Annotated in this window: 16 protein-coding genes; 3 read left to right on the forward strand and 13 right to left on the reverse strand. The window is 72.6% G+C overall.

Going from position 1 to position 16877, the window contains the following annotated elements:
• Positions 1–66 precede the first annotated feature (66 nt).
• Genes LNW71_RS22200 through LNW71_RS22230 form a run of 7 tightly spaced genes read right to left on the reverse strand, consistent with a single transcriptional unit; the run spans position 67 to position 7214 of the window.
• A complete protein-coding gene (locus LNW71_RS22200) occupies positions 67–1323 on the reverse strand; it encodes an FAD-dependent monooxygenase (RefSeq protein WP_250969826.1) in 1257 nt (418 codons plus the stop codon).
• Entirely contained in the window at positions 1320–2150 is an 831-nt protein-coding gene (locus LNW71_RS22205; protein ID WP_250969827.1) for an SRPBCC family protein, read from the reverse strand. The genes LNW71_RS22200 and LNW71_RS22205 overlap by 4 nt, the downstream gene beginning before the upstream one ends.
• The gene (locus tag LNW71_RS22210) at positions 2147–3205 is read right to left on the reverse strand and encodes an aldo/keto reductase (protein ID WP_250969828.1); all 1059 of its coding nucleotides are present in this window, start codon (positions 3203–3205) and stop codon (positions 2147–2149) included. The genes LNW71_RS22205 and LNW71_RS22210 overlap by 4 nt, the downstream gene beginning before the upstream one ends.
• A gap of 58 nt (positions 3206–3263) precedes the next feature.
• Positions 3264–3881, reverse strand: a complete 618-nt coding sequence (locus LNW71_RS22215) for an antibiotic biosynthesis monooxygenase family protein (RefSeq protein WP_250969829.1) — start codon at positions 3879–3881, stop codon at positions 3264–3266.
• Positions 3882–3900: 19 nt separating this feature from the next.
• On the reverse strand, positions 3901–5427 hold the full coding sequence (locus tag LNW71_RS22220; RefSeq protein WP_250969830.1) for a class I adenylate-forming enzyme family protein: 1527 nt from the start codon (positions 5425–5427) through the stop codon (positions 3901–3903).
• Positions 5420–6364: an aromatase/cyclase gene (locus LNW71_RS22225; protein ID WP_250969831.1), complete on the reverse strand. Its 945-nt coding sequence runs from the start codon at positions 6362–6364 to the stop codon at positions 5420–5422. The genes LNW71_RS22220 and LNW71_RS22225 overlap by 8 nt, the downstream gene beginning before the upstream one ends.
• A 52-nt stretch (positions 6365–6416) precedes the next feature.
• Positions 6417–7214, reverse strand: coding sequence for an SDR family NAD(P)-dependent oxidoreductase (locus tag LNW71_RS22230; protein WP_250969832.1), 798 nt, complete (start codon positions 7212–7214; stop codon positions 6417–6419).
• A 171-nt stretch (positions 7215–7385) separates the two neighbouring features.
• Here LNW71_RS22230 and LNW71_RS22235 point away from each other — a divergent pair, with 171 nt between their 5' ends.
• On the forward strand, positions 7386–7829 hold the full coding sequence (locus LNW71_RS22235) for a nuclear transport factor 2 family protein (protein ID WP_250969833.1): 444 nt from the start codon (positions 7386–7388) through the stop codon (positions 7827–7829).
• A 168-nt stretch (positions 7830–7997) separates the two neighbouring features.
• On the opposite strand, the gene LNW71_RS22240 is transcribed toward LNW71_RS22235, so the two are convergent.
• From LNW71_RS22240 to LNW71_RS22265, 6 genes are all read right to left on the reverse strand, one after another.
• Positions 7998–8255: an acyl carrier protein gene (locus LNW71_RS22240; protein WP_250969834.1), complete on the reverse strand. Its 258-nt coding sequence runs from the start codon at positions 8253–8255 to the stop codon at positions 7998–8000.
• A 71-nt stretch (positions 8256–8326) separates the two neighbouring features.
• Positions 8327–9574 carry a ketosynthase chain-length factor gene (locus LNW71_RS22245; protein ID WP_250969835.1) on the reverse strand — a complete coding sequence of 416 codons (1248 nt, stop codon included), beginning with the start codon at positions 9572–9574 and terminating at the stop codon, positions 8327–8329.
• Positions 9571–10842, reverse strand: coding sequence for a beta-ketoacyl-[acyl-carrier-protein] synthase family protein (locus tag LNW71_RS22250; protein WP_308294510.1), 1272 nt, complete (start codon positions 10840–10842; stop codon positions 9571–9573). Before LNW71_RS22250 ends, LNW71_RS22245 begins: the two co-directional genes overlap by 4 nt.
• A gap of 60 nt (positions 10843–10902) precedes the next feature.
• On the reverse strand, positions 10903–11730 hold the full coding sequence (locus tag LNW71_RS22255; RefSeq protein WP_250969836.1) for an alpha/beta fold hydrolase: 828 nt from the start codon (positions 11728–11730) through the stop codon (positions 10903–10905).
• Positions 11727–12497 (reverse strand): cyclase family protein, encoded by a 771-nt coding sequence (locus tag LNW71_RS22260; RefSeq protein ID WP_250969837.1) that lies wholly within the window; start codon positions 12495–12497, stop codon positions 11727–11729. The genes LNW71_RS22255 and LNW71_RS22260 overlap by 4 nt, the downstream gene beginning before the upstream one ends.
• Positions 12498–12645: 148 nt before the next feature.
• Positions 12646–13464: an AfsR/SARP family transcriptional regulator gene (locus LNW71_RS22265; protein ID WP_250969838.1), complete on the reverse strand. Its 819-nt coding sequence runs from the start codon at positions 13462–13464 to the stop codon at positions 12646–12648.
• Positions 13465–13889: 425 nt separating this feature from the next.
• Here LNW71_RS22265 and LNW71_RS22270 point away from each other — a divergent pair, with 425 nt between their 5' ends.
• Both LNW71_RS22270 and LNW71_RS22275 read left to right on the forward strand, forming a co-directional pair.
• A complete protein-coding gene (locus LNW71_RS22270) occupies positions 13890–16169 on the forward strand; it encodes a TOMM precursor leader peptide-binding protein (RefSeq protein ID WP_250969839.1) in 2280 nt (759 codons plus the stop codon).
• A gap of 207 nt (positions 16170–16376) precedes the next feature.
• Complete coding sequence (locus LNW71_RS22275; protein ID WP_250969840.1) at positions 16377–16862, forward strand: hypothetical protein; 486 nt, start codon at positions 16377–16379, stop codon at positions 16860–16862.
• The last annotated feature ends 15 nt before the right edge of the window (positions 16863–16877 follow it).

The following is a 16877-nucleotide window of genomic DNA, read 5'->3' on the forward strand; positions in this document are numbered from 1 at the left end:
CCACACACGAGGGAGGGGGCCAGGTCCACCGGACCTGGCCCCCTCCCTTTGCGTAAGCGGCCGTGCTCAGGCGGCGAAGAGCTCCTCCGCCACCGTCACCGACGGGTTGCCGAAGGCGATCGTGCGCAGGACCTTGCCGTACAGCGGGGTGTGCCTGACGACACCCGCGAGCTTCGGGCGCACCCGCGTCGCGAAGGTGCCCGTCGACAGCATCGCCTTGCTCTGGAGGCCCTGGATCCGCATCATCGTCGCGATGTCCGGCGACCGCCGCTCCTCGAACCGGGAGAGGAACGCCGCGCTCGCGTCGCCCCGCCCGACCGCCTCGACCAGCAGCGGATGCAGCACGACCGCGTCCTGCACCGCCAGGTTGATGCCCTGCGCACCGATCGGGCTGTGGGTGTGCGCCGCGTCGCCGATCAGCACCAGGCCGTCGTCGGCCCAGCGCTCGGCCCGCCCCGAGAACACGTCGAGCAGGCTCAGGTCGCGCAGCGAGGTGATCTGCTCGTCGATCAGCTCCGCATACGCCGGCACCGCCTTCGCCAGCTGCTCCTTCACATGCCCGAGCCCCTGCGCGACGACGGCCTTGTAGCCCTGGTGCGGCAGCGTCCAGCCGACCTGCACACTGTCGGGCCAGGATCCGTACGAGAGCACCGGGCTGGTGCCCCCGCTCCTGAACACCCGCACGTCGTGGCCGGTGTCCGGGGTGGTCCTGCGCAGCTTGAACCAGAGCACGTCCTGGTCGAACGCCTCCGTGCGGCCCGCTTCGATCCCGGCGAGCCGGCGCACCTTGGAGAACCGGCCGTCGGCCGCCACCACCACCTCGGTGCGGAAGGTGTGCCCGTCGGCGCTCACACCGGTGATCCGGCCCTGCCCGTCCCGCAGCAGCCCGTTCACCCGACAACCCTCCACGTAACGGAAGTGCGGGAACTCTTCGCACTTCAGGAGCAGTTCGGTGAGCAGATGGGCCTGCGGCAGGGACAGGAGATGGTCGTACGGGGCGGGCAGCGCGCGGTAGTCGATGTCGAGCAGCACCCGTTCGCCCTCCACGAGCCGGAAGCGGGAATGCTCGTGGCAGCCGCGTGCCCGGGCGCCTTCGAGGACCCCCAGCCGGTCGAGGATCCTCATGGCCCCGGGCTGGATGATCTCCCCGCGGAACGCCCTCTGCTGGGAGCGGGACCGTTCGACGACGGTGACTCGCACCCCGGACCTCAGCAGCAGCAGGGCCAGCGTCAGCCCGGCCGGGCCGGCCCCCACGACGCACACCTGGGAGCGGTCCTCCCGCACGTCGTTCGGTGCCGGCAGCTCCGCGGCCTCGGCGGTCATCGCTGCCCGGCCGAGGCGAGCGCCGCCCGCACGTCCGCGACGGCCCGTTCGCGCACCAGGCCGTGGCCCTCGGTGGCCACTGCCAGCACGTCCACCGTCACCCGGACCCCGTCCGGTGCCCCGGTGAGCCGCCATCGCCGCCGGTACTGCGTGGCCGGGCCGGGCGGGGTGAGCAGCTTCTGCACCAGCGTGTGACCCCCGTGCTCGATCTGCACGGCCGGGACTCCGTCGGCGGTGCCGAACCAGGCGCTCTCCTCGCCCACGCGGGGCGGCAGCGCGCCCAGCAGCCGGGCGTGCACCTGCGCGACCGTGCCCTCGGCCACCGTGCTGTCCTGCACCCGGACGACGTCCGAGGTCAGCGCCGTCGGGTGCTCGGTCTGCGCCTTGAGGGTGCGCATCTGGAGGCCGCCGTGCCGGTCGAGCTCGCCCGCGGTGTCCGCCGGGTCCGCCTCGGTGGTGAACCAGTGCCCCGACTCCACCCGGCAGCCGCCGCCGGGCAGCGGCACGAAGTCCCAGGTGCCGCCCAGCTCGCTGATCGGGCCCACCGAGCCCTGCTGGGTGAACTCCATGCGCAGGGCGGCCGGGTCGACGGTGCGGGTGGAGGTCCAGATCCGCAGCCCGCCCTCCGGCCCCGGACGCACCGCCCAGAACTTCACGGTGTCGTCCAGGCCCTCCTGGGCGACGACTTCGGTGTGCGCGATCCAGGGATACAGCACCGGCCAGCCGGCCACGTCGGTCAGCGCCCGGTGGACGGACTCGGCCGGGGCGTCGACGTCGATCGCGGCACGGGTGCGGTGGATCTCCCGTTCGGTCGTGGAAGTGCTCACAGAGCTGCCTCTCGGAGTGGGGCGGGGGAGGGGGTGGGAACGGGGCCGGCGGCCCGGGCGCGGAGCATCCGGCTCAGGGTCAGCGCGGGGTCCTGGACCACCACGGGGCCGAGCGCGGCGTCGATCCGGCGCAGCAGCTCGGCGTCGAGGGTCCGTGTGACGGCGGCGGTGTTGCGGGCGATCTGCTCGGGTGCGGACGCGCCGATCACCGCCGTGGCGACCTGTGCGTGGCTCAGCACCCAGGCCAACGCCAGCTGGGGAAGCGGCAGTCCGGCCTCGTCGGCCAGCGCGGCGACCCGGCCGACGGCGGTCAGCACCTCGTCCGACAGGAAGTCGTAGCGCTTGATGGAGGTCTCGCCGCCCTGGGCGGCGACCGCGCGGGACCCGGCCGGCGGCCGGACGCCCGGCCGGTACTTTCCGGTCAGTACCCCGCCGGCCAGCGGGGACCAGACCATCTGGCCGATGCCGAGCCGCTCGCAGGCCGGGACCACCTCGGCCTCGATGACCCGCCACAGCATCGAGTACTGCGGCTGGTTGGAGACCAGCGGGACACCGAGTTCGCGCGCGAGCACGGCCGCGCGGCCGATCTCGTCCGCGGCCCACTCGGAGACCCCCACATGGCGGACCTTGCCCGCCGCGACGGCGTCGGCGAAGGCCCGCATGGTCTCTTCGAGCGGGGTGGCGTCGTCGTACAGATGGGCCTGGTAGAGGTCGATGTGCCCGGTACCGAGGCGCCGCAGCGACCCGTCCAGGCTCTCGGCGATGCGGGCGGCCGACAGCGCACCCGGACCCGGCTTCCCGCCGCCCCGGCCCACTTTGGTGCAGATCACGACGGAGTCGCGGTCCTCCCCGGCCAGGGCCTGGCCGAGGAGTTCCTCGGCCCGGCCCCCGGAGTAGGCGTCCGCGGTGTCGAACGTGGTGATGCCCGCGTCGAGCGCGGCCCGTACACAGGCGGTGGCGGTCCGGTCGTCCAGCTGGTTGCCCGCGGTCAGCGAGTTCCCGAAGGCGACGCGGCTCACCACCGGTCCCGATGAGCCGAGACGGCGGTACTCCATGGTGAATCCCTTCTCTCCCTCACGGCGGAGGGTCGGTGCCGCGCCGCGCAGGCGCCGCTCAGGCGCCGGCCGGTGCGAACGGGGCCCGGTCGCCCGCGAGGTGGGCGGCGGGCACGGTGCGCACCTCGGCGAGTTCCGCGACCGCCGCGTACGCGGGCAGCAGCCGTGCCGCGTCAGCAGCCCCGGCCGAGCGCCAGCGGGTGAGCGCGGTGAACCCGCCGGGGCGGGCGAACAGCGAGGCGGCGAGGTCGGCGGCGACGAAACCCTCCAGCTCCGCGGCGGCCGTCGCGTACGCACGCCAGGCGGCCACGAAGGCGTCGCGGTCGCCGCCCACGGTGAGGAAGTCCACGGACAACGCGTCCCCGCGCCCGCCCGCCGCGCCGTCGAGGCGCATCAGACCCATCGACGGGTCGGCGTCGACGTCGACGATCCGGTGGAACTCCTCGGCGTGCTCCTTGAACGTGTCGCTCGCGAGCACCGCCTGGAAGTCCTCGGGCCGTTCCCACCAGCCGAGGTTGACGTACACCTCGGGACGGTCCGCCGCGCGCACCGCCTGGTGCGCGAGGAACCCGGGCCGGGAGCGCATCCACTCCACGTGGGTGAGGAAGCGGGCCTCGAACGCCTCGGCGTCCGCGGGGTCCTTGAGGGTGAACGTGTTGATGACGGTGAAGGACATACGGAGTACCTCTCCTCGGTCAGCCGGCGACGGACTGGCGGCCGGTCAGTTCGTGGGCAAGCGTGCGGCGCTGGATCTTGCCGTTGCCGGAGCGCGGGATGCGCTCGCGCGTGACGGCCTCGCGGACGTGCTGGTAGTACGGCAGCGCGTCGTTGGCGGTGGCCACCACGTCCGCCAGCGCGTCCTCGGGGGTGGTGTCCGCGAGGACCACCAGCGCGCCGGCGACCGAGCCGTGCGCGGGATCGGGCACCTCGACGATGACGACGTCCGCGACCCGGGGATCACGCCGCAGCACCCGTTCCACGTCGGAGGGAGCGACCAGGAAGTTGTCGCACTTGAAGACGTCACCGAGCCTGTCCACCAGGAACAGCCGGCCGGCCTCGTCGGTCCGGCCGACGTCACCGGTGCTCAGCCAGCCGTCCGCTTCGAGCCCCGTGCCGTCCGGCCCGCCGGCGTATCCCTGCATCACCTGCGGCCCGAAGAGCTGCACCTCGCCGGCCGATCCGGCAGGCAGCACCTGCCGGGTGTCCAGGTCCACGACCCGGCACCGTGTCCCGGCGACCGGGGTGCCCACCGAGCCGTGCACCGGGTGGTCCGGGTCGTCGCTGTGGGTCAGCGGGGAGGTCTCGGCCAGTCCGTAGCCCTGGAACACCGGGATGCCGAACCGCTCGGTCAGCCGGCGGGCGGCCGGGACCGGCAGCCCCGAACCGCCGGACGCGATCCGCCGCACGGTGTTCAGCGTGACGGAGCCGAGGTCCGGGTCGGCCGCGAGCCGGGCGAGCCGCACCGGCAGGCTGTAGAGGACGGTGGCCCGGTGCCGGTTGGCGGCCATGAGCGCGGCGTACGGCTCCGGGGAGGCGCACAGCACCTGGGTGGCACCCGCCGCGATCGCCGAGTTGAGGTGCATCGGGTGGTACGTCGGCAGGTGGTTGAGGGTGACCGTGTCGCCGTCGAGCTTGTGGGCCAGGGCGATCTGCGCCGCGTTGACCGTCACGTTGCGGTGGCTGAGCCGGACCGCCTTCGGCCGGCCCGTCGTACCGCTGGTGAACTGCAGCGCGGCGGTGTCCTGCGGGCCCCGGCCCGACGGGGCCGGCGGGGCGTCGGCGGTGAGCCCGGCGAGCCCGTCGGTGCCGGCGCCGATCAGCACGACGTCGTGCAGCCCCGGCAGTCCGCTCCGCACCTTGTCCAGGCGGGAGTTCAGGATCGGGTCGACGAGCGCGATCTTGGCCCGGCTCAGCGCGAGCACGTGGAGCAGGTCCTCCTCGCGCAACAGCGGGTTGACCACGGCGACCGTGTGTCCGGCCCGCACGGCCGCGTAGTAGGCGACGGCGAAGTCGGGGTGCAGCACCGAACCCACCGCGACGACGGACGGCTCGGGCGCCAACGACTGGAGAGCCGCCGCCACGGTGTCCACCCGGGCGTCGAGCGTCGCGTAGTCCAACTCGGACTCGTCGGTCACCACGGCCCGGCGGGCGGGGTGGGCCGCCGCGGCCCGCGACAGCAGCTGGTCGAGTCGGCCGGGCACGTCGGGCAGGGCGTCAGCCACGGAGCGCCTCCGCGTGCGCGCGGGCCAGCTTTAGGGTGTTGGTGCTGTTGGTGGACAGCGCGCGGTGCACGTACGCGCGGGCGTCGGCGACGGTCCTGCCCTCGCCGAGGATCTTCTCCACGGCGGACGGCTTCAGCGTGACGGTGTGGCGCGAGGTCACGTCGACGCCGTCACCGGACGGGGCGACGGTCCAGCGGCCGGTGTGCGCCGTCATCAGCCCGGGGACGGTGGTCTGCTTGTAGACGATGCGGTCCGGGGCGAAGACCACCCGGACCGACTCGGTGGTGTGCACCGAACCGTCCGCGGTGCTGGTGTCCATGGCCATCACCTGGACACCCGGCTCGTCCTCGGTCAGGTCCAGGCGGGCCACGTGCGGCAGCCGCTGGGGCCACAGGTCCGCGCGGTCGAGGAAGTCGAAGACGTCGCGGCCGTCCGCCTTCATGTGCACGGTGTCGTCGAAGGTGAAGACCAGCTCGTCCAGCCGCTCGTGCTGCTCGGCCAGTTCCTTGATGTTGCTCAGCTCGGTGGCGCTGTTGCGGTCCACCGCAGCCTTGATCCACTCGACGTGCTCAGGGTCGTCGTCGACGGCGGAGAAGTCGTGGTGGAGTTCGAGCAGCGACGTGCCGTCGCCCACGGGGGACACCACCCAGGCGCCGCCCATGGACGCCACCGGCGGCGCCGAGACCTCCTGGCGGAAGTCGACGCGCAGGCCCTCGGCGTCGAAGGTGCGGCGCGACACCCAGTTCTTGACCGCGCCGTTGGCGGTCGCCCAGATCCGGATGCGCTCGGCGGACGCGTCCTGCTCCAGGTGCTCGACATGCACGTTGGGGCCGAAGTACTGCGGCCACTTGGCGACATCGGCGACGATGCCGTACACGACCGCGGCCGGGGCGGCGACGGCGACGGAGTGCAGGGTGTGGTGCTTCGTTCCGGTCACGGACACGGGAGATTCCTTCTCTGCTGGGTGGGGTATGCGGGGGCCGTCGTGCTCAGAAGTTGCCGAGACCGCCGCAGACGTTGAGCGCCTGCGCGGTGATCGAGGCGGCGGTGTCCGTGGCGAGGTAGCCGACGAGACCGGCGACCTCCTCGGGGGTGGAGTAGCGGCCGAGCGGGATCTTCGAGGTGAACTTCGCGAGGATCGCGTCCTCCGAGGTGTCGTACGCCTCGGCGTAGCCCTGCCGCACGCGCTGCGCCATCGGCGTCTCGACGTACCCGGGGCAGACCGCGTTCACGGTGATCCCGGTCGGCGCCAGCTCGTTGCCGAGCGCCTTGGTGAAGCCGACGACACCGTGCTTGGACGCCGAGTAGGGGGCGCCGAGCACCACGCCCTGCTTGCCGGCCGTGGAGGCGATGTTGATGACCCGGCCCCAGCCGCGCTCGCGTATACCGCCCTGGTTGAGCACCTCACGCGTGGTGAGGAAGACACTGTTGAGGTTGGTGGCGATCACGTCCTCCCACAGCTCGTCGGAGACGTCGGCGGTGACGCCGCCACCGCTGCGGCCGGCGTTGTTGACCAGCACGTCGACGCGCCCGTACGTCTCGACGGCGGCGGCCACCAGTGCCTTCACCGACTCCGGGCTGCGCACGTCCGCGGTCGTGCCGGCGGCCTCCAGGCCCTCCTCGCGGAGCTGCTTGACGGTCAGCTCCACGGACTCGGTGCTGCGGGCACAGATGAACACCGCGAGCCCGGCCCCGGCCAGGGCCCGCGCGGACGCCAGGCCGATACCGCTGGTCGCCCCGGTGATGAGCGCGACGCGGCGCTCGCTCGCGTCCTTGGGCTGAGTCATGGAAGTCTCCTCAATGTGTGGGTGTCCGCGCCCCAAAATGCCGAGCCCCACTCGAACGCGTGTCGAGGCGGGCTGGAAGCCGCGTCGCAGCCGCCCGAGCCGCCCACCAGCGGGGATCGAGCGGCGGCGGCCAGCCTTGGGGAGCAGAAGGACCCAGGAGGAGAGGACCCCATGAGCGTCACCGAGCTGCCGCAAGCCGCCCCGACCGCCGCCCTGTACACGGAGATCCAGCAGTTCTACGCGCAGCAGATGCATCTGCTCGACGACGGCCGGGTCCAGGAATGGGCCGGCACCTTCACCCAGCAAGGTGTCTTCGCCGCCAACGCCCAGCCCGTGCCGGCCGTCGGCCGCGAGGCGATCACCAAGGCCGCGCAGGCCGCCACCGACGCGTACGCGAAGGCCGGAGTCCAGCGCCGCCACTGGCTGGGCATGGTCTCCGTGGAGGGCGTCACCGACGGCGCCGTCAGCGCCCGTTGCTACGCGCTGGTCATCGAGACCCCGCGCGGGGGCCGCCCCGAGATCAAGGCCAGCACCCTGTGCCAGGACCGCATCGTGCGGGTGGACGGCGACTGGCAGATCGAGGACCGGCAGATCACCCGGGACGACCTGATCTGACCGTCCCGCCCAGGAACCCGGTGCCCGCACACAATCCCCCGGTGTGCGGGCACCGTTCTGTGCGCCGAGCGGTGACGAGGTCATCGACCGAGGGGAGATCCACCACCCACCACGTACGACGGCCGCCCTCCCCCGACCGGGGAAGGGCGGCCGTCGCGCCGGCGTGGACTACGCGGCCTTCGCCGTCGACGACAGGCAGTCGTTGATGAACTCCAGCAGAATGCGCGGCGTGGAGGCCTCCGCGACAGTGTCGTCCGACAGCTGTATGTGGTAATCGCGCTCGATGACCCCGGTCACCTGGAGGATCGCGAGCGAGTCGTAGCCCAGGTCGTCGAAGGGCACGTCCAGTACGTCGCCGTCGAGGTCGACGCCCTCGCCGACACCGGCGCAGTCGCGCAGCAGGGTGGTCAGTTCCTTGAGATCCATGTGTAGTACGCCTCTCGAAGCCAGTCGGTAAAGGTGTGTCGGGCAACAACTCGGTCCACCACAGGTGGAGTTCAGTGGGCGGCGGTCACCACGGCCGCCGCGTTGAAGCCGCCGGTCCCGCGCGCCAGCACCAGGGCGGTGGCGACGGGGGTGCGGCGGGCCTCGGTGACCAGGTCGAGCGTGTCGGCTGCGACCGGGTCGGTGACGTTCACGGTCGGCGGGATCACCGCGTCCCGGATCGAGAGCAGAGCCGCCGCCAGGTCGAGCGAGGCGCCACCCGCGGAGAGCCGGCCCGTCATGGTCTTCGGAGCGGTGACCGGTACGCCGCGGGGGCCGAACAGTGCGGTCAGCGCCGCCTCCTCCTGACGGTCGAGCTGCGGCACACCGGAGGCGTCCGCGAACACGACATCCACGTCGGTCGCGCTCAACCCGGCTTCTGAGAGTGCGAGTTCGGCCGCCCTGCGCAGTCCGGGCTCGCCGCCCCGGCCGGGCGCCGGGTCGAACGTCGCCGCGTAGCCCGAGAGCTTCCCGTAGATCCGGGCGCCCCGCTCGCGGGCGGCGTCGGCGTCCTCCAGGACGAGGATCGCGCCGCCCTCCCCGGCGACGTAACCGCCGGCCGCCGAGTCGAACGGCAGGAAGGCGCGCTCCGGGTCGGCGGACCCGCTCATCCGGCCGCCGGCGAGCTGCGCGGTCCAGCCCCAGGGGCAGACCGCGCCGTCCACGCCGCCGGTGACGATGAGCTTGCTGCCCTTGCGCAGCTGGCGGCGGGCCTGGGCGACCGCGTCGAGGCCGCCGGCCTGCTCGGTGACGAGCACCCCGCTGGGGCCGCGCAGCCCGTGCCGGATGGAGATCTGGCCGGTGTTGACGGCGTAGAACCACGCGTAGGACTGGTACGCCGAGACGTGGCTGCCGCCCTTGCTCCACAGGGCCTGGAGTTCGCGCTGGCCGAACTCGAAGCCGCCCGCCGACGCGGCGGTCACCGCGCCCGCGGAGTACGGCGGCATCTCGGCCGGGTCGGCGCCGGAGTCCTCCAGGGCCTCCTTCGCGGCGGTCAGGGCGAGGCGGGTCATGTGGTCGGTCTGCGGGAGCAGCCGGCTGGGAATGTGCTCCTGCGGGTCGAACCCGGGAACCTCCCCGGCGAGCGTCGCCGGGTAGCCGGAGGCGTCGAAGCGGGAGACCGGGCGGATGCCGCTCTCACCGGCGACGGTCGCCCGCCACCAGGCCTGCGTACCGAGGCCGTTGGGGGCGGCGACACCGATACCGGTGAACACCGCCTCGCCCGTCCGCTGTGCGGGCCGCTCCAGGAGTTCGCTCGTCATGCCGTCTTCCTCCGCTCGGGCTTGGTGAGCACGATCGCGCTCTGGAATCCGCCGAAGCCACTGCCCACGCTCAGCACCGTGCCGATGTCGCGCGGGCGGGCGTGGACGGGTGTGTAGTCGAGGTCGCACTTGGGGTCGGCCTCGTGCAGGTTCGCCGTGGGCGGCACCATGCCGTGCTCGATGGCGAGTGCGGACGCGGCGATCTCCAGCGAGCCGATGGCGCCCAGCGAGTGCCCGATCATCGACTTGATGGAGGACACCGGTGTCGCGTACGCGTGGTCGCCCAGGCTGCGCTTGAACGCGGCGGTCTCGTGGCGGTCGTTCTGCAGCGTGCCGGAGCCGTGCGCGTTGATGTAGTCGATGTCGGTTCCGGGGATTCCGGCCTCGGCGAGGGCGGCGCCGATCGCCTCGGCCATCTCCGCACCGTCGGCGCGCAGCCCCGTCATGTTGTACGCGTTGGAGCGCGAGGCGAAGCCGGCGATCTCGGCGTAGATGTGCGCGCCCCTGGCCACCGCCTGCTCGTACTCCTCCAGGACGAACACGGCCGAACCCTCGCCGAGGACGAAGCCGTTGCGGGATTTGTCGAAGGGCCGGGAGGCCGTCTCCGGCTCGTCGTTGCGGTTCGACGTGGCCTTGATGGCGTCGAAACAGGCGACCGAGATCGGTGAGATCGGCGCCTCGGTGGCTCCGGCGATCATGACGTCGGCGCTGCCCTCGCGGATCAGCTCGACGGCGTGGCCGACCGAGTCGAGCCCGGAGGTGCAGCCCGTGGAGACCACCGCGGTCGGGCCCTGCGCGCCGAACTCCCAGGCCACCTCGGCCGCGAAGGAGCTGGGCACGAAGTAGTCGTAGAGGTGCGGGACGGCACGCTCGTGGTCGACGAGCCACTCGGCGCCGTTGTTGCTGACCGCCGCGTACTCGTAGTCCAGTCCGGTGGTGGCCCCGACCGCGCTGCCGATCGTCACGCCGGTGCGGAAGGGGTCGATGCCCGTCATGTCCAGGCCACTGTCCGTGACCGCCTCACGGGCGCCCACCAGGGCGAACTGGGCGGCCCGGTCGAGCCGTCCGGCCTGCTCCTCGGTCAGCCCGGAGGCGACCGGGTCGAAGTCGACCTCGGCGGCGATCCGCGAACGGAACGCCGAGGCGTCGAAGAGCGTGACGGCCCTGGTCGCGGTGCGTCCCTCGGTGAGCAGGGACCAGTACTCCTTGACGCCCACACCACCGGGGGCGACCACACCGATTCCGGTCATGACTACGCGTCGGGTCACTGTGCCTCCTCGATGCGAAGGCCGTGGGGGTTCGCCCCGGGAGAATGCAGCACGGCTGCGTCACCTCTCTGATAGATCCGGTGTCGGCAGGAGTCTCGTCCCGCCCTCTTGACGCGCGCTCGACTCGGCCCGGTACTCCTGCTGGACCGTCTCCCGCAGCTCCAGCGCCACCTCGCGCAGCAGCTCGGGCACGACACGTTCACGTACGAAGTAGTGGCCGCCGGCCAGCGTCTGGAGGCGGAAGCGGGACACCGAGTAGTCGGCCCACTCGGCCATCTCGGTCAGCGGCGCGAGCCGGTCCTCCCGACCGGCGAGCGCCAGCAGCGGAGTGCCCACCGCCGCGTCCGCGTTGACCTGGCAGAGCGCCTCGCCCAGGCGCAGGTCGTCCCGGAGCGCCGGGATCACATGGCGCCGCCACAGCGAGCTGTCCCGGCCGGCCGCCTCGGGCGGCGCCGCCTCGAACTCGACCAGCAGGTCGAGCAGTTCGGCGTCGGGAAGGCCGGCTCCCCGCAGCAGGGGGTTGCGCAGGTGCGGCGGCGGGACGGCACCGATCACCAGGCGTACCGGCGGCAGCAGCCCGTCGTCCTCCAGGGTCCGGGTCAGCGCGTGGGCGACCAGGCCGCCGAGGCTGTGCCCGTACAGGAGGTAGGGGCGGTCCAGGAGGGGGGTGATCAGCTCCCGCAGCTCGTTCATCAGCACCGGGACGTCGGTGATCCGGTTCTCCTTGGCGCGCGGCCCGCGGCCGGGGAGCAGCACCGGCACCACCTCGGCCGCGTCGCCGAGCACCTGCTGCCAGCGGGCGAAGGCGGAGATGCCGGCCCCCGCGTGGTGGAAGCAGAACAGCCAGGGTGTCACGGGGCCGGTGCCCGCCCCGCCGGTGCGTCTCATTCGTCGATCAGGGCGACCGCCCGGGTCCAGCCCGCCCCCGCGCCGGCGATCTTCACGGGGAAGCAGGAGACCCGGAAGCCGTGCGTGGGCAGGGTGTCCAGCTGGGTGAGCCGCTCCACCTGGCAGTACTCGCGGCGCCGGCCCGCGAAGTGCGAGGGCCACAGCACCGCACGGTCGCCGGTCTCCTGGAAGGTGCGGATCATGTGCCCGAAGGGGGCGTCCAGGCTCCAGGCGTCGGTGCCGATCACGCGCACCCCCAGGTCCAGGAGGTGGTCGGTGGCCGGGCCGTCGAGCCCCGCGAAGTCGGTGAAGTAGCGCGGGGTGCCCGCGTGCCGGGACGCGCCGGTGTGCAGCATCACGATGTCGAGTGGCTGCGGCACGTAACCGATCGCCGCGATCTGCTTCTCGATCCGCTCCACCCCGATGGTGCCGGTGCCGACGTCGCTCACGTCCAGGACGCAGGCCGGGCGCAGGAACCAGTCGAGCGGCATCTCGTCGATGTGCCGGGGCCGCCCGTACTCGCCCACGGAGCCGTAGTGCGACGGCGCGTCCACATGGGTGCCGGTGTGGCTGGTGAGCGTGAGGGTGTCCAGGGACAGCAGCTCACCGCCCGGCAGGTCGGCCGGGTCGAAGTCCAGGCCGAAGTGCTCCTTCATCTCGGCCGCCATGTGCCGGGCACCCTCGGCCGGCGTCATGATCTCGTGGACGATCGGATCCGGCTCCCAGCCCGACGCGTCAACGGGCGACGAAAGATCGATGACTCGCAAGGTAACCCCCAGGGTCGTTGGCGAAGATCGCAGGACACTGTGCGGTTCTCACCTGGAGGCCGGATGGAGCCCCGCACGCGCCGGACCCCGCCCTGTGGGGAAGGGCGGGGTCCGTACGGGCGGGTGCGCTCGGCTGCTCTGCCTGCGCTCAGGCGGCGAAGAGGTCGAGCACCGGGCGGCGGCCGGCCTGGTGGGAGTCGAGTGCCGGGTCGGCGGCCAGGACCGCGTGGTGCAGGTGCTGCAGCCGCGCGGAGGGGTCGAGCCCGAGCCCGTCGGCGAGCTCGCGCCGCAGGTTCTGGTAGACGTCCAGCGCCTGCCACTGCCGTCCCGACCGGTACAGCGCCACCATGCACTGCGCGTGCAGCCCCTCGTGCATGGGGTGACGGGCCGTCAGGGAGGTGAGTTCGGCCAGTAGCTGCATGTGGCGCCCGAGCCGCAGATCGGAGTCGATCCGCTGCTCCAGCACCCCCAGCCTGCTCTCCTCCAGCCGCACCAGCTCGATCTCCAGCAGCGGGCCGAGCCGCACGTCGACCAGCGCCGGACCGCGCCACATGCCGAGGGCCTCGCGGTACAGCGCGGCCGCCGTCTCGTCGTCGCCGCTCTCGCCGGCGCTGCGGCCGGTGGCGGCCAGGCGGTCGTACTCGTGCACGTCCACCGCGCCGGGAATGACCTCCAGCAGATAGCCGCCGTGCCGCGTGGCCAGCACCTCACGCGCGGTGTACGGGCTGTCCGGCCCGAGCGCATGCGTGATCAGCCGGCGCAGCTGCAGGATGTACGTCTGCAGCGTGGTGAGCGCGCTGCGGGGCATGTCCGCCCCCCAGATCTCCTCCATCAGCGTGGGCACGGGCATGACCTGGTTGGCATAGACGGACAGCAGAGCCAGAATCTGCCGGGGCTTGCCGGCACTCGGGACCACCGACGTGCCGCCCGACTCGGCCACGAGCGGGCCGAGAACCTTGATCTCCATGGGGATTCCTCCGTTGGATACGCCGGACGACCCGATGCTTCGGACCCGGCTTCCATCACCCTCAGAACCTCTCAGCCGCCCCGGAATCACGGCAGTGCCGGGCTACCGAACCCGGCATGGGGCTTTCCCGGTCACAGGTGTGAAAGTTTCATGTGCATCCCGTGACGGCGGCACTGGGGCGGAAACCGCGGACCGGGCAGAGTTCTGGTCATCGGCCCCGACCGGGAGCCGAGCGCCGAAGGTCAACGGCCCATCAGTTCGAAAATCGGGGATGACGATGAACACGAACAGCAGCCTTGCCGCGTCCGGCCACGACGACCTCGTGATCGAGGAGTTCGGCCGCTACCTGGCCACGGCCCAGGCGCCGCAGGTGTGCCTCGGCTCGCACATCGCCCCCGGCCCCTCGCCGCCGCCGACCTCGCCTGATGGGGGACGTCCGTACCGCCCCTCTCCTGGGGTTCAAGCCGCACCTGCGGGTCGAGCAGGTGCCCGGTGAAGCGGTGTACCTGATCTCGGACCAGCGGGTCACCGCCCTGCACGGCGAGCAGATAGCCCACCTCGCCCCCCTCCTCGACGGAACCCGCCACCTGGAGCGCATCGCCCAGGACGCGGCGGCCGTACTCCCCGCCAAGCAGGCCGGCCGGCTCGTGTCCCGGCTGGCCGGGGCCGGGCTGCTGTCCGGCCGGGAGCTGCGGACGACGCCGCAGGAGTCCGCCGCGCAGGCGTACTGGGAAGCGGCCGGTATGGACGGCACCGAAGCGCTCGACTCCGCGGCGCGGCAGACCGTTTCGGCCCTCGTGGTCGGCCGCGGCGACATCGCCGAACTGGCCGGGTGCCTGACCGCCGCCGGGCTCGCCGTGCCCCCGGCCGGTGCGGCGGAGCCGGCGGCGCTCACGGTGGTCCTCTGCGACGACTACCTCGACCCGGCTCTGGCCGGCCTCGACGCCGGATTCCGGGCGGCCGGCCGCCGCTGGCTCCCGGTGAAGACCGAGGGCACCGAGCTGTGGACCGGCCCGTTCCTCGGCGACAGGGACGGACCCTGCTGGTCCTGCCTGACCGAGCGGCTCTGGCGGACCCGGCCGGTGGAGGCACACGTCCAGCGGATGCTCGGCCGCTCCGGCCCGGTGCCGCGGCCCTCCTGCACACTTCCCGCCGCCCGCCTCGCCGGACTCCAGCTGGTGGCTCTGGAAGCAGCCAAGTGGCTCTCCGGATACCGCCACCCGAGCCAGCTGGCGCTGCGCACGGTGGACAGCCTCACCCTGGACGGCGGGCTCCATCCGGTACGCCGCCGCCCCCAGTGCCCCACCTGCGGCGAACCCGGCATGACCGCGGCCCAGGTCGAGGCGCCGGTGGTGCTGCGCTCCAGGATGAAGCGTGACACCGCAGGCAACGGCCACCGGAGCCTCACGCCGGAGCAGCTGCTCGACCGGTACGGCCACCTCGTGGACCCGGTCACCGGCCTGGTCCGCTCGGTCACCCGCTACCCGTGCGGCCCCGAGTTCTTCAACTCCTTCTCCGCAGGCTTCAACCCGGCCGTCGGGGCGCAGGGCATCCGAGAGATACGCGGCGGACTGCGGGCCTCCTGCGGCGGCAAGGGCGCCACCGAGATCCAGGCCAGGGTCAGCGCGCTCGCCGAGGCGCTGGAGCGGCACTCCGGTCACTTCGCGGGCGGCGAGGCCACCGTGCGCGGCAGTTACCGGACGCTGGCCGGCCGGGCGGTCCACCCCGACACCGTGCAGCTCTACGACCCGCGGCAGTTCGCCGGCCGGGACGGATGGAACACCTCGCACGGCCCGTTCCAGCACGTCTGCGACCCCTTCGACGAGGGCGCGGACACCGACTGGACCCCCGTGTGGTCGCTGACCGAGCAGCGCCAGAAGCTGCTGCCCACCGCCCTGATGTACTACGGCGTCGACCAGCCGGCCGGCCGCTGCTCCTGCCTCGCCAGCTCCAACGGCACCGCCGCCGGAGGCACACTGGAGGACGCGGTGCTGCAGGGCTTCCTCGAACTCGTCGAACGCGACGCGCTCGCACTGTGGTGGTACAACCGCACGCGGCACCCCGCGGTGGACCTCGACGCGTTCGACGACCCGTGGATCACCGAACTGCGCCGGGTGCACGCGTCGTTGAACCGTGAGGTCTGGGTGCTCGACCTCACCTCGGACCTCGGCATCCCGGTGATGGCCGCGCTGTCCCGGCGCACCGACGGCGACGCGCAGGACATCATGCTCGGCTTCGGTGCGCACCACGACCCGGCGATCGCACTGCGCCGCGCCCTGACCGAGCTCAACCAGATGATGCCGCACGTGGTGGCGCCGGACGGCGGCGTCAGCCGCGCGGTCGCCGAGGACCCCGACGTACGCGAGTGGCTGCGTACGGCGACGGTCGCCGGGCACCCGTATCTGTTGCCGGCCGACTGCGAGTCGACCGGGCCCGGTACGCATCCCTACACTCCGCACGACGACCTGTACGAGGACATCGATGCGGCCGTGGAGCTCCTGCGGGCCAAGGGGATGGAACTGCTCGTCCTTGACCAGACCCGGCCGGACGTGGGGCTGCCGGTGGTGAAGGTGGTGGTGCCCGGACTCAGACCGCACTGGGCCCGCTACGCCCCCGGACGGCTCTTCGACGTCCCGGTGGAGCTGGGCAGACTGGCCGCGCCGACCCGCTACGAGGACCTCAATCCCGTGCCCCTGTTCCTCTGAACGACAAGGTGGCACGCACACCGAGCCCGGCTCGCGGAAGGACCCATTCATGCGCATCGACCGCCTCGCGGCTCTGGAACTCGGCGAGTTCTGGTCCCTGAGTGAGAACGTCACCGTCCGGGCGGGCAGGACCGTCGTGCTGAGCGCCCCCTGGGGGAACTGGCCCTGGAACAGCCGGGCACGCTCCTTCGGGAAGCGCTGCAGCGGATGCAGCTCGGCGCGGTCTCGCTGGGCAATGTGGTGCCCGGATTCCCCGGCTACGACGTGCCCGAGAGCGAATGGAACGAGGCCTCGCGCGAGCTGATCGGCGCACTCGACGGCTTCCAGCACCTGATCGCACGGCACTTGGCGATCGGCGCCTCGCCGGTGCTGAGCGTGGTGCCCCAGTCGCCGCGCGCCAGGTTCCACCCGCCCGCGGTGCCGCCCGGCGAGGAACTCTGGCTACCGGACCGGGTGATCCGGCACGAGCCGGACGCCGATCCTGTCATCGGCTACGAGGGTTCGCTCCACCGCGTCGAACTGCACGGCCCCGACGCGGCGCGCCTGCTCGCGCACCTGCGGTCCCGGCCCGGAGCCCCCGCGCCGTCGCACGCGGAGCCGTTGCCGGAGCCGGTCGTCAGGGCCGCCCGCGCGTACACGGCCGCCGCCGGAATGTTCACCGCGCCCGATCCGCGGCCGGCGGACGGAAGATAGTCCGCGCAGGAACTA

Source organism: Streptomyces sp. RKAG290, assembly GCF_023701695.1.
Lineage (GTDB): Bacteria > Actinomycetota > Actinomycetes > Streptomycetales > Streptomycetaceae > Streptomyces.

Excerpts from the sequence above, each read along its gene's own strand:
- LNW71_RS22275 (WP_250969840.1), top strand. The coding sequence starts at position 16,377 with ATGCAGCTCGGCGCGGTCTCGCTGGGCAATGTGGTGCCCGGATTCCCC.
- LNW71_RS22230 (WP_250969832.1), bottom strand. The coding sequence starts at position 7,214 with ATGACTCAGCCCAAGGACGCGAGCGAGCGCCGCGTCGCGCTCATCACC.
- LNW71_RS22245 (WP_250969835.1), bottom strand. The coding sequence starts at position 9,574 with ATGACGAGCGAACTCCTGGAGCGGCCCGCACAGCGGACGGGCGAGGCG.
- LNW71_RS22265 (WP_250969838.1), bottom strand. The coding sequence starts at position 13,464 with ATGGAGATCAAGGTTCTCGGCCCGCTCGTGGCCGAGTCGGGCGGCACG.
- LNW71_RS22270 (WP_250969839.1), top strand. The coding sequence starts at position 13,890 with ATGGGGGACGTCCGTACCGCCCCTCTCCTGGGGTTCAAGCCGCACCTG.
- LNW71_RS22200 (WP_250969826.1), bottom strand. The coding sequence starts at position 1,323 with ATGACCGCCGAGGCCGCGGAGCTGCCGGCACCGAACGACGTGCGGGAG.
- LNW71_RS22215 (WP_250969829.1), bottom strand. The coding sequence starts at position 3,881 with ATGTCCTTCACCGTCATCAACACGTTCACCCTCAAGGACCCCGCGGAC.
- LNW71_RS22240 (WP_250969834.1), bottom strand. The coding sequence starts at position 8,255 with ATGGATCTCAAGGAACTGACCACCCTGCTGCGCGACTGCGCCGGTGTC.
- LNW71_RS22255 (WP_250969836.1), bottom strand. The coding sequence starts at position 11,730 with ATGAGACGCACCGGCGGGGCGGGCACCGGCCCCGTGACACCCTGGCTG.
- LNW71_RS22210 (WP_250969828.1), bottom strand. The coding sequence starts at position 3,205 with ATGGAGTACCGCCGTCTCGGCTCATCGGGACCGGTGGTGAGCCGCGTC.
- LNW71_RS22235 (WP_250969833.1), top strand. The coding sequence starts at position 7,386 with ATGAGCGTCACCGAGCTGCCGCAAGCCGCCCCGACCGCCGCCCTGTAC.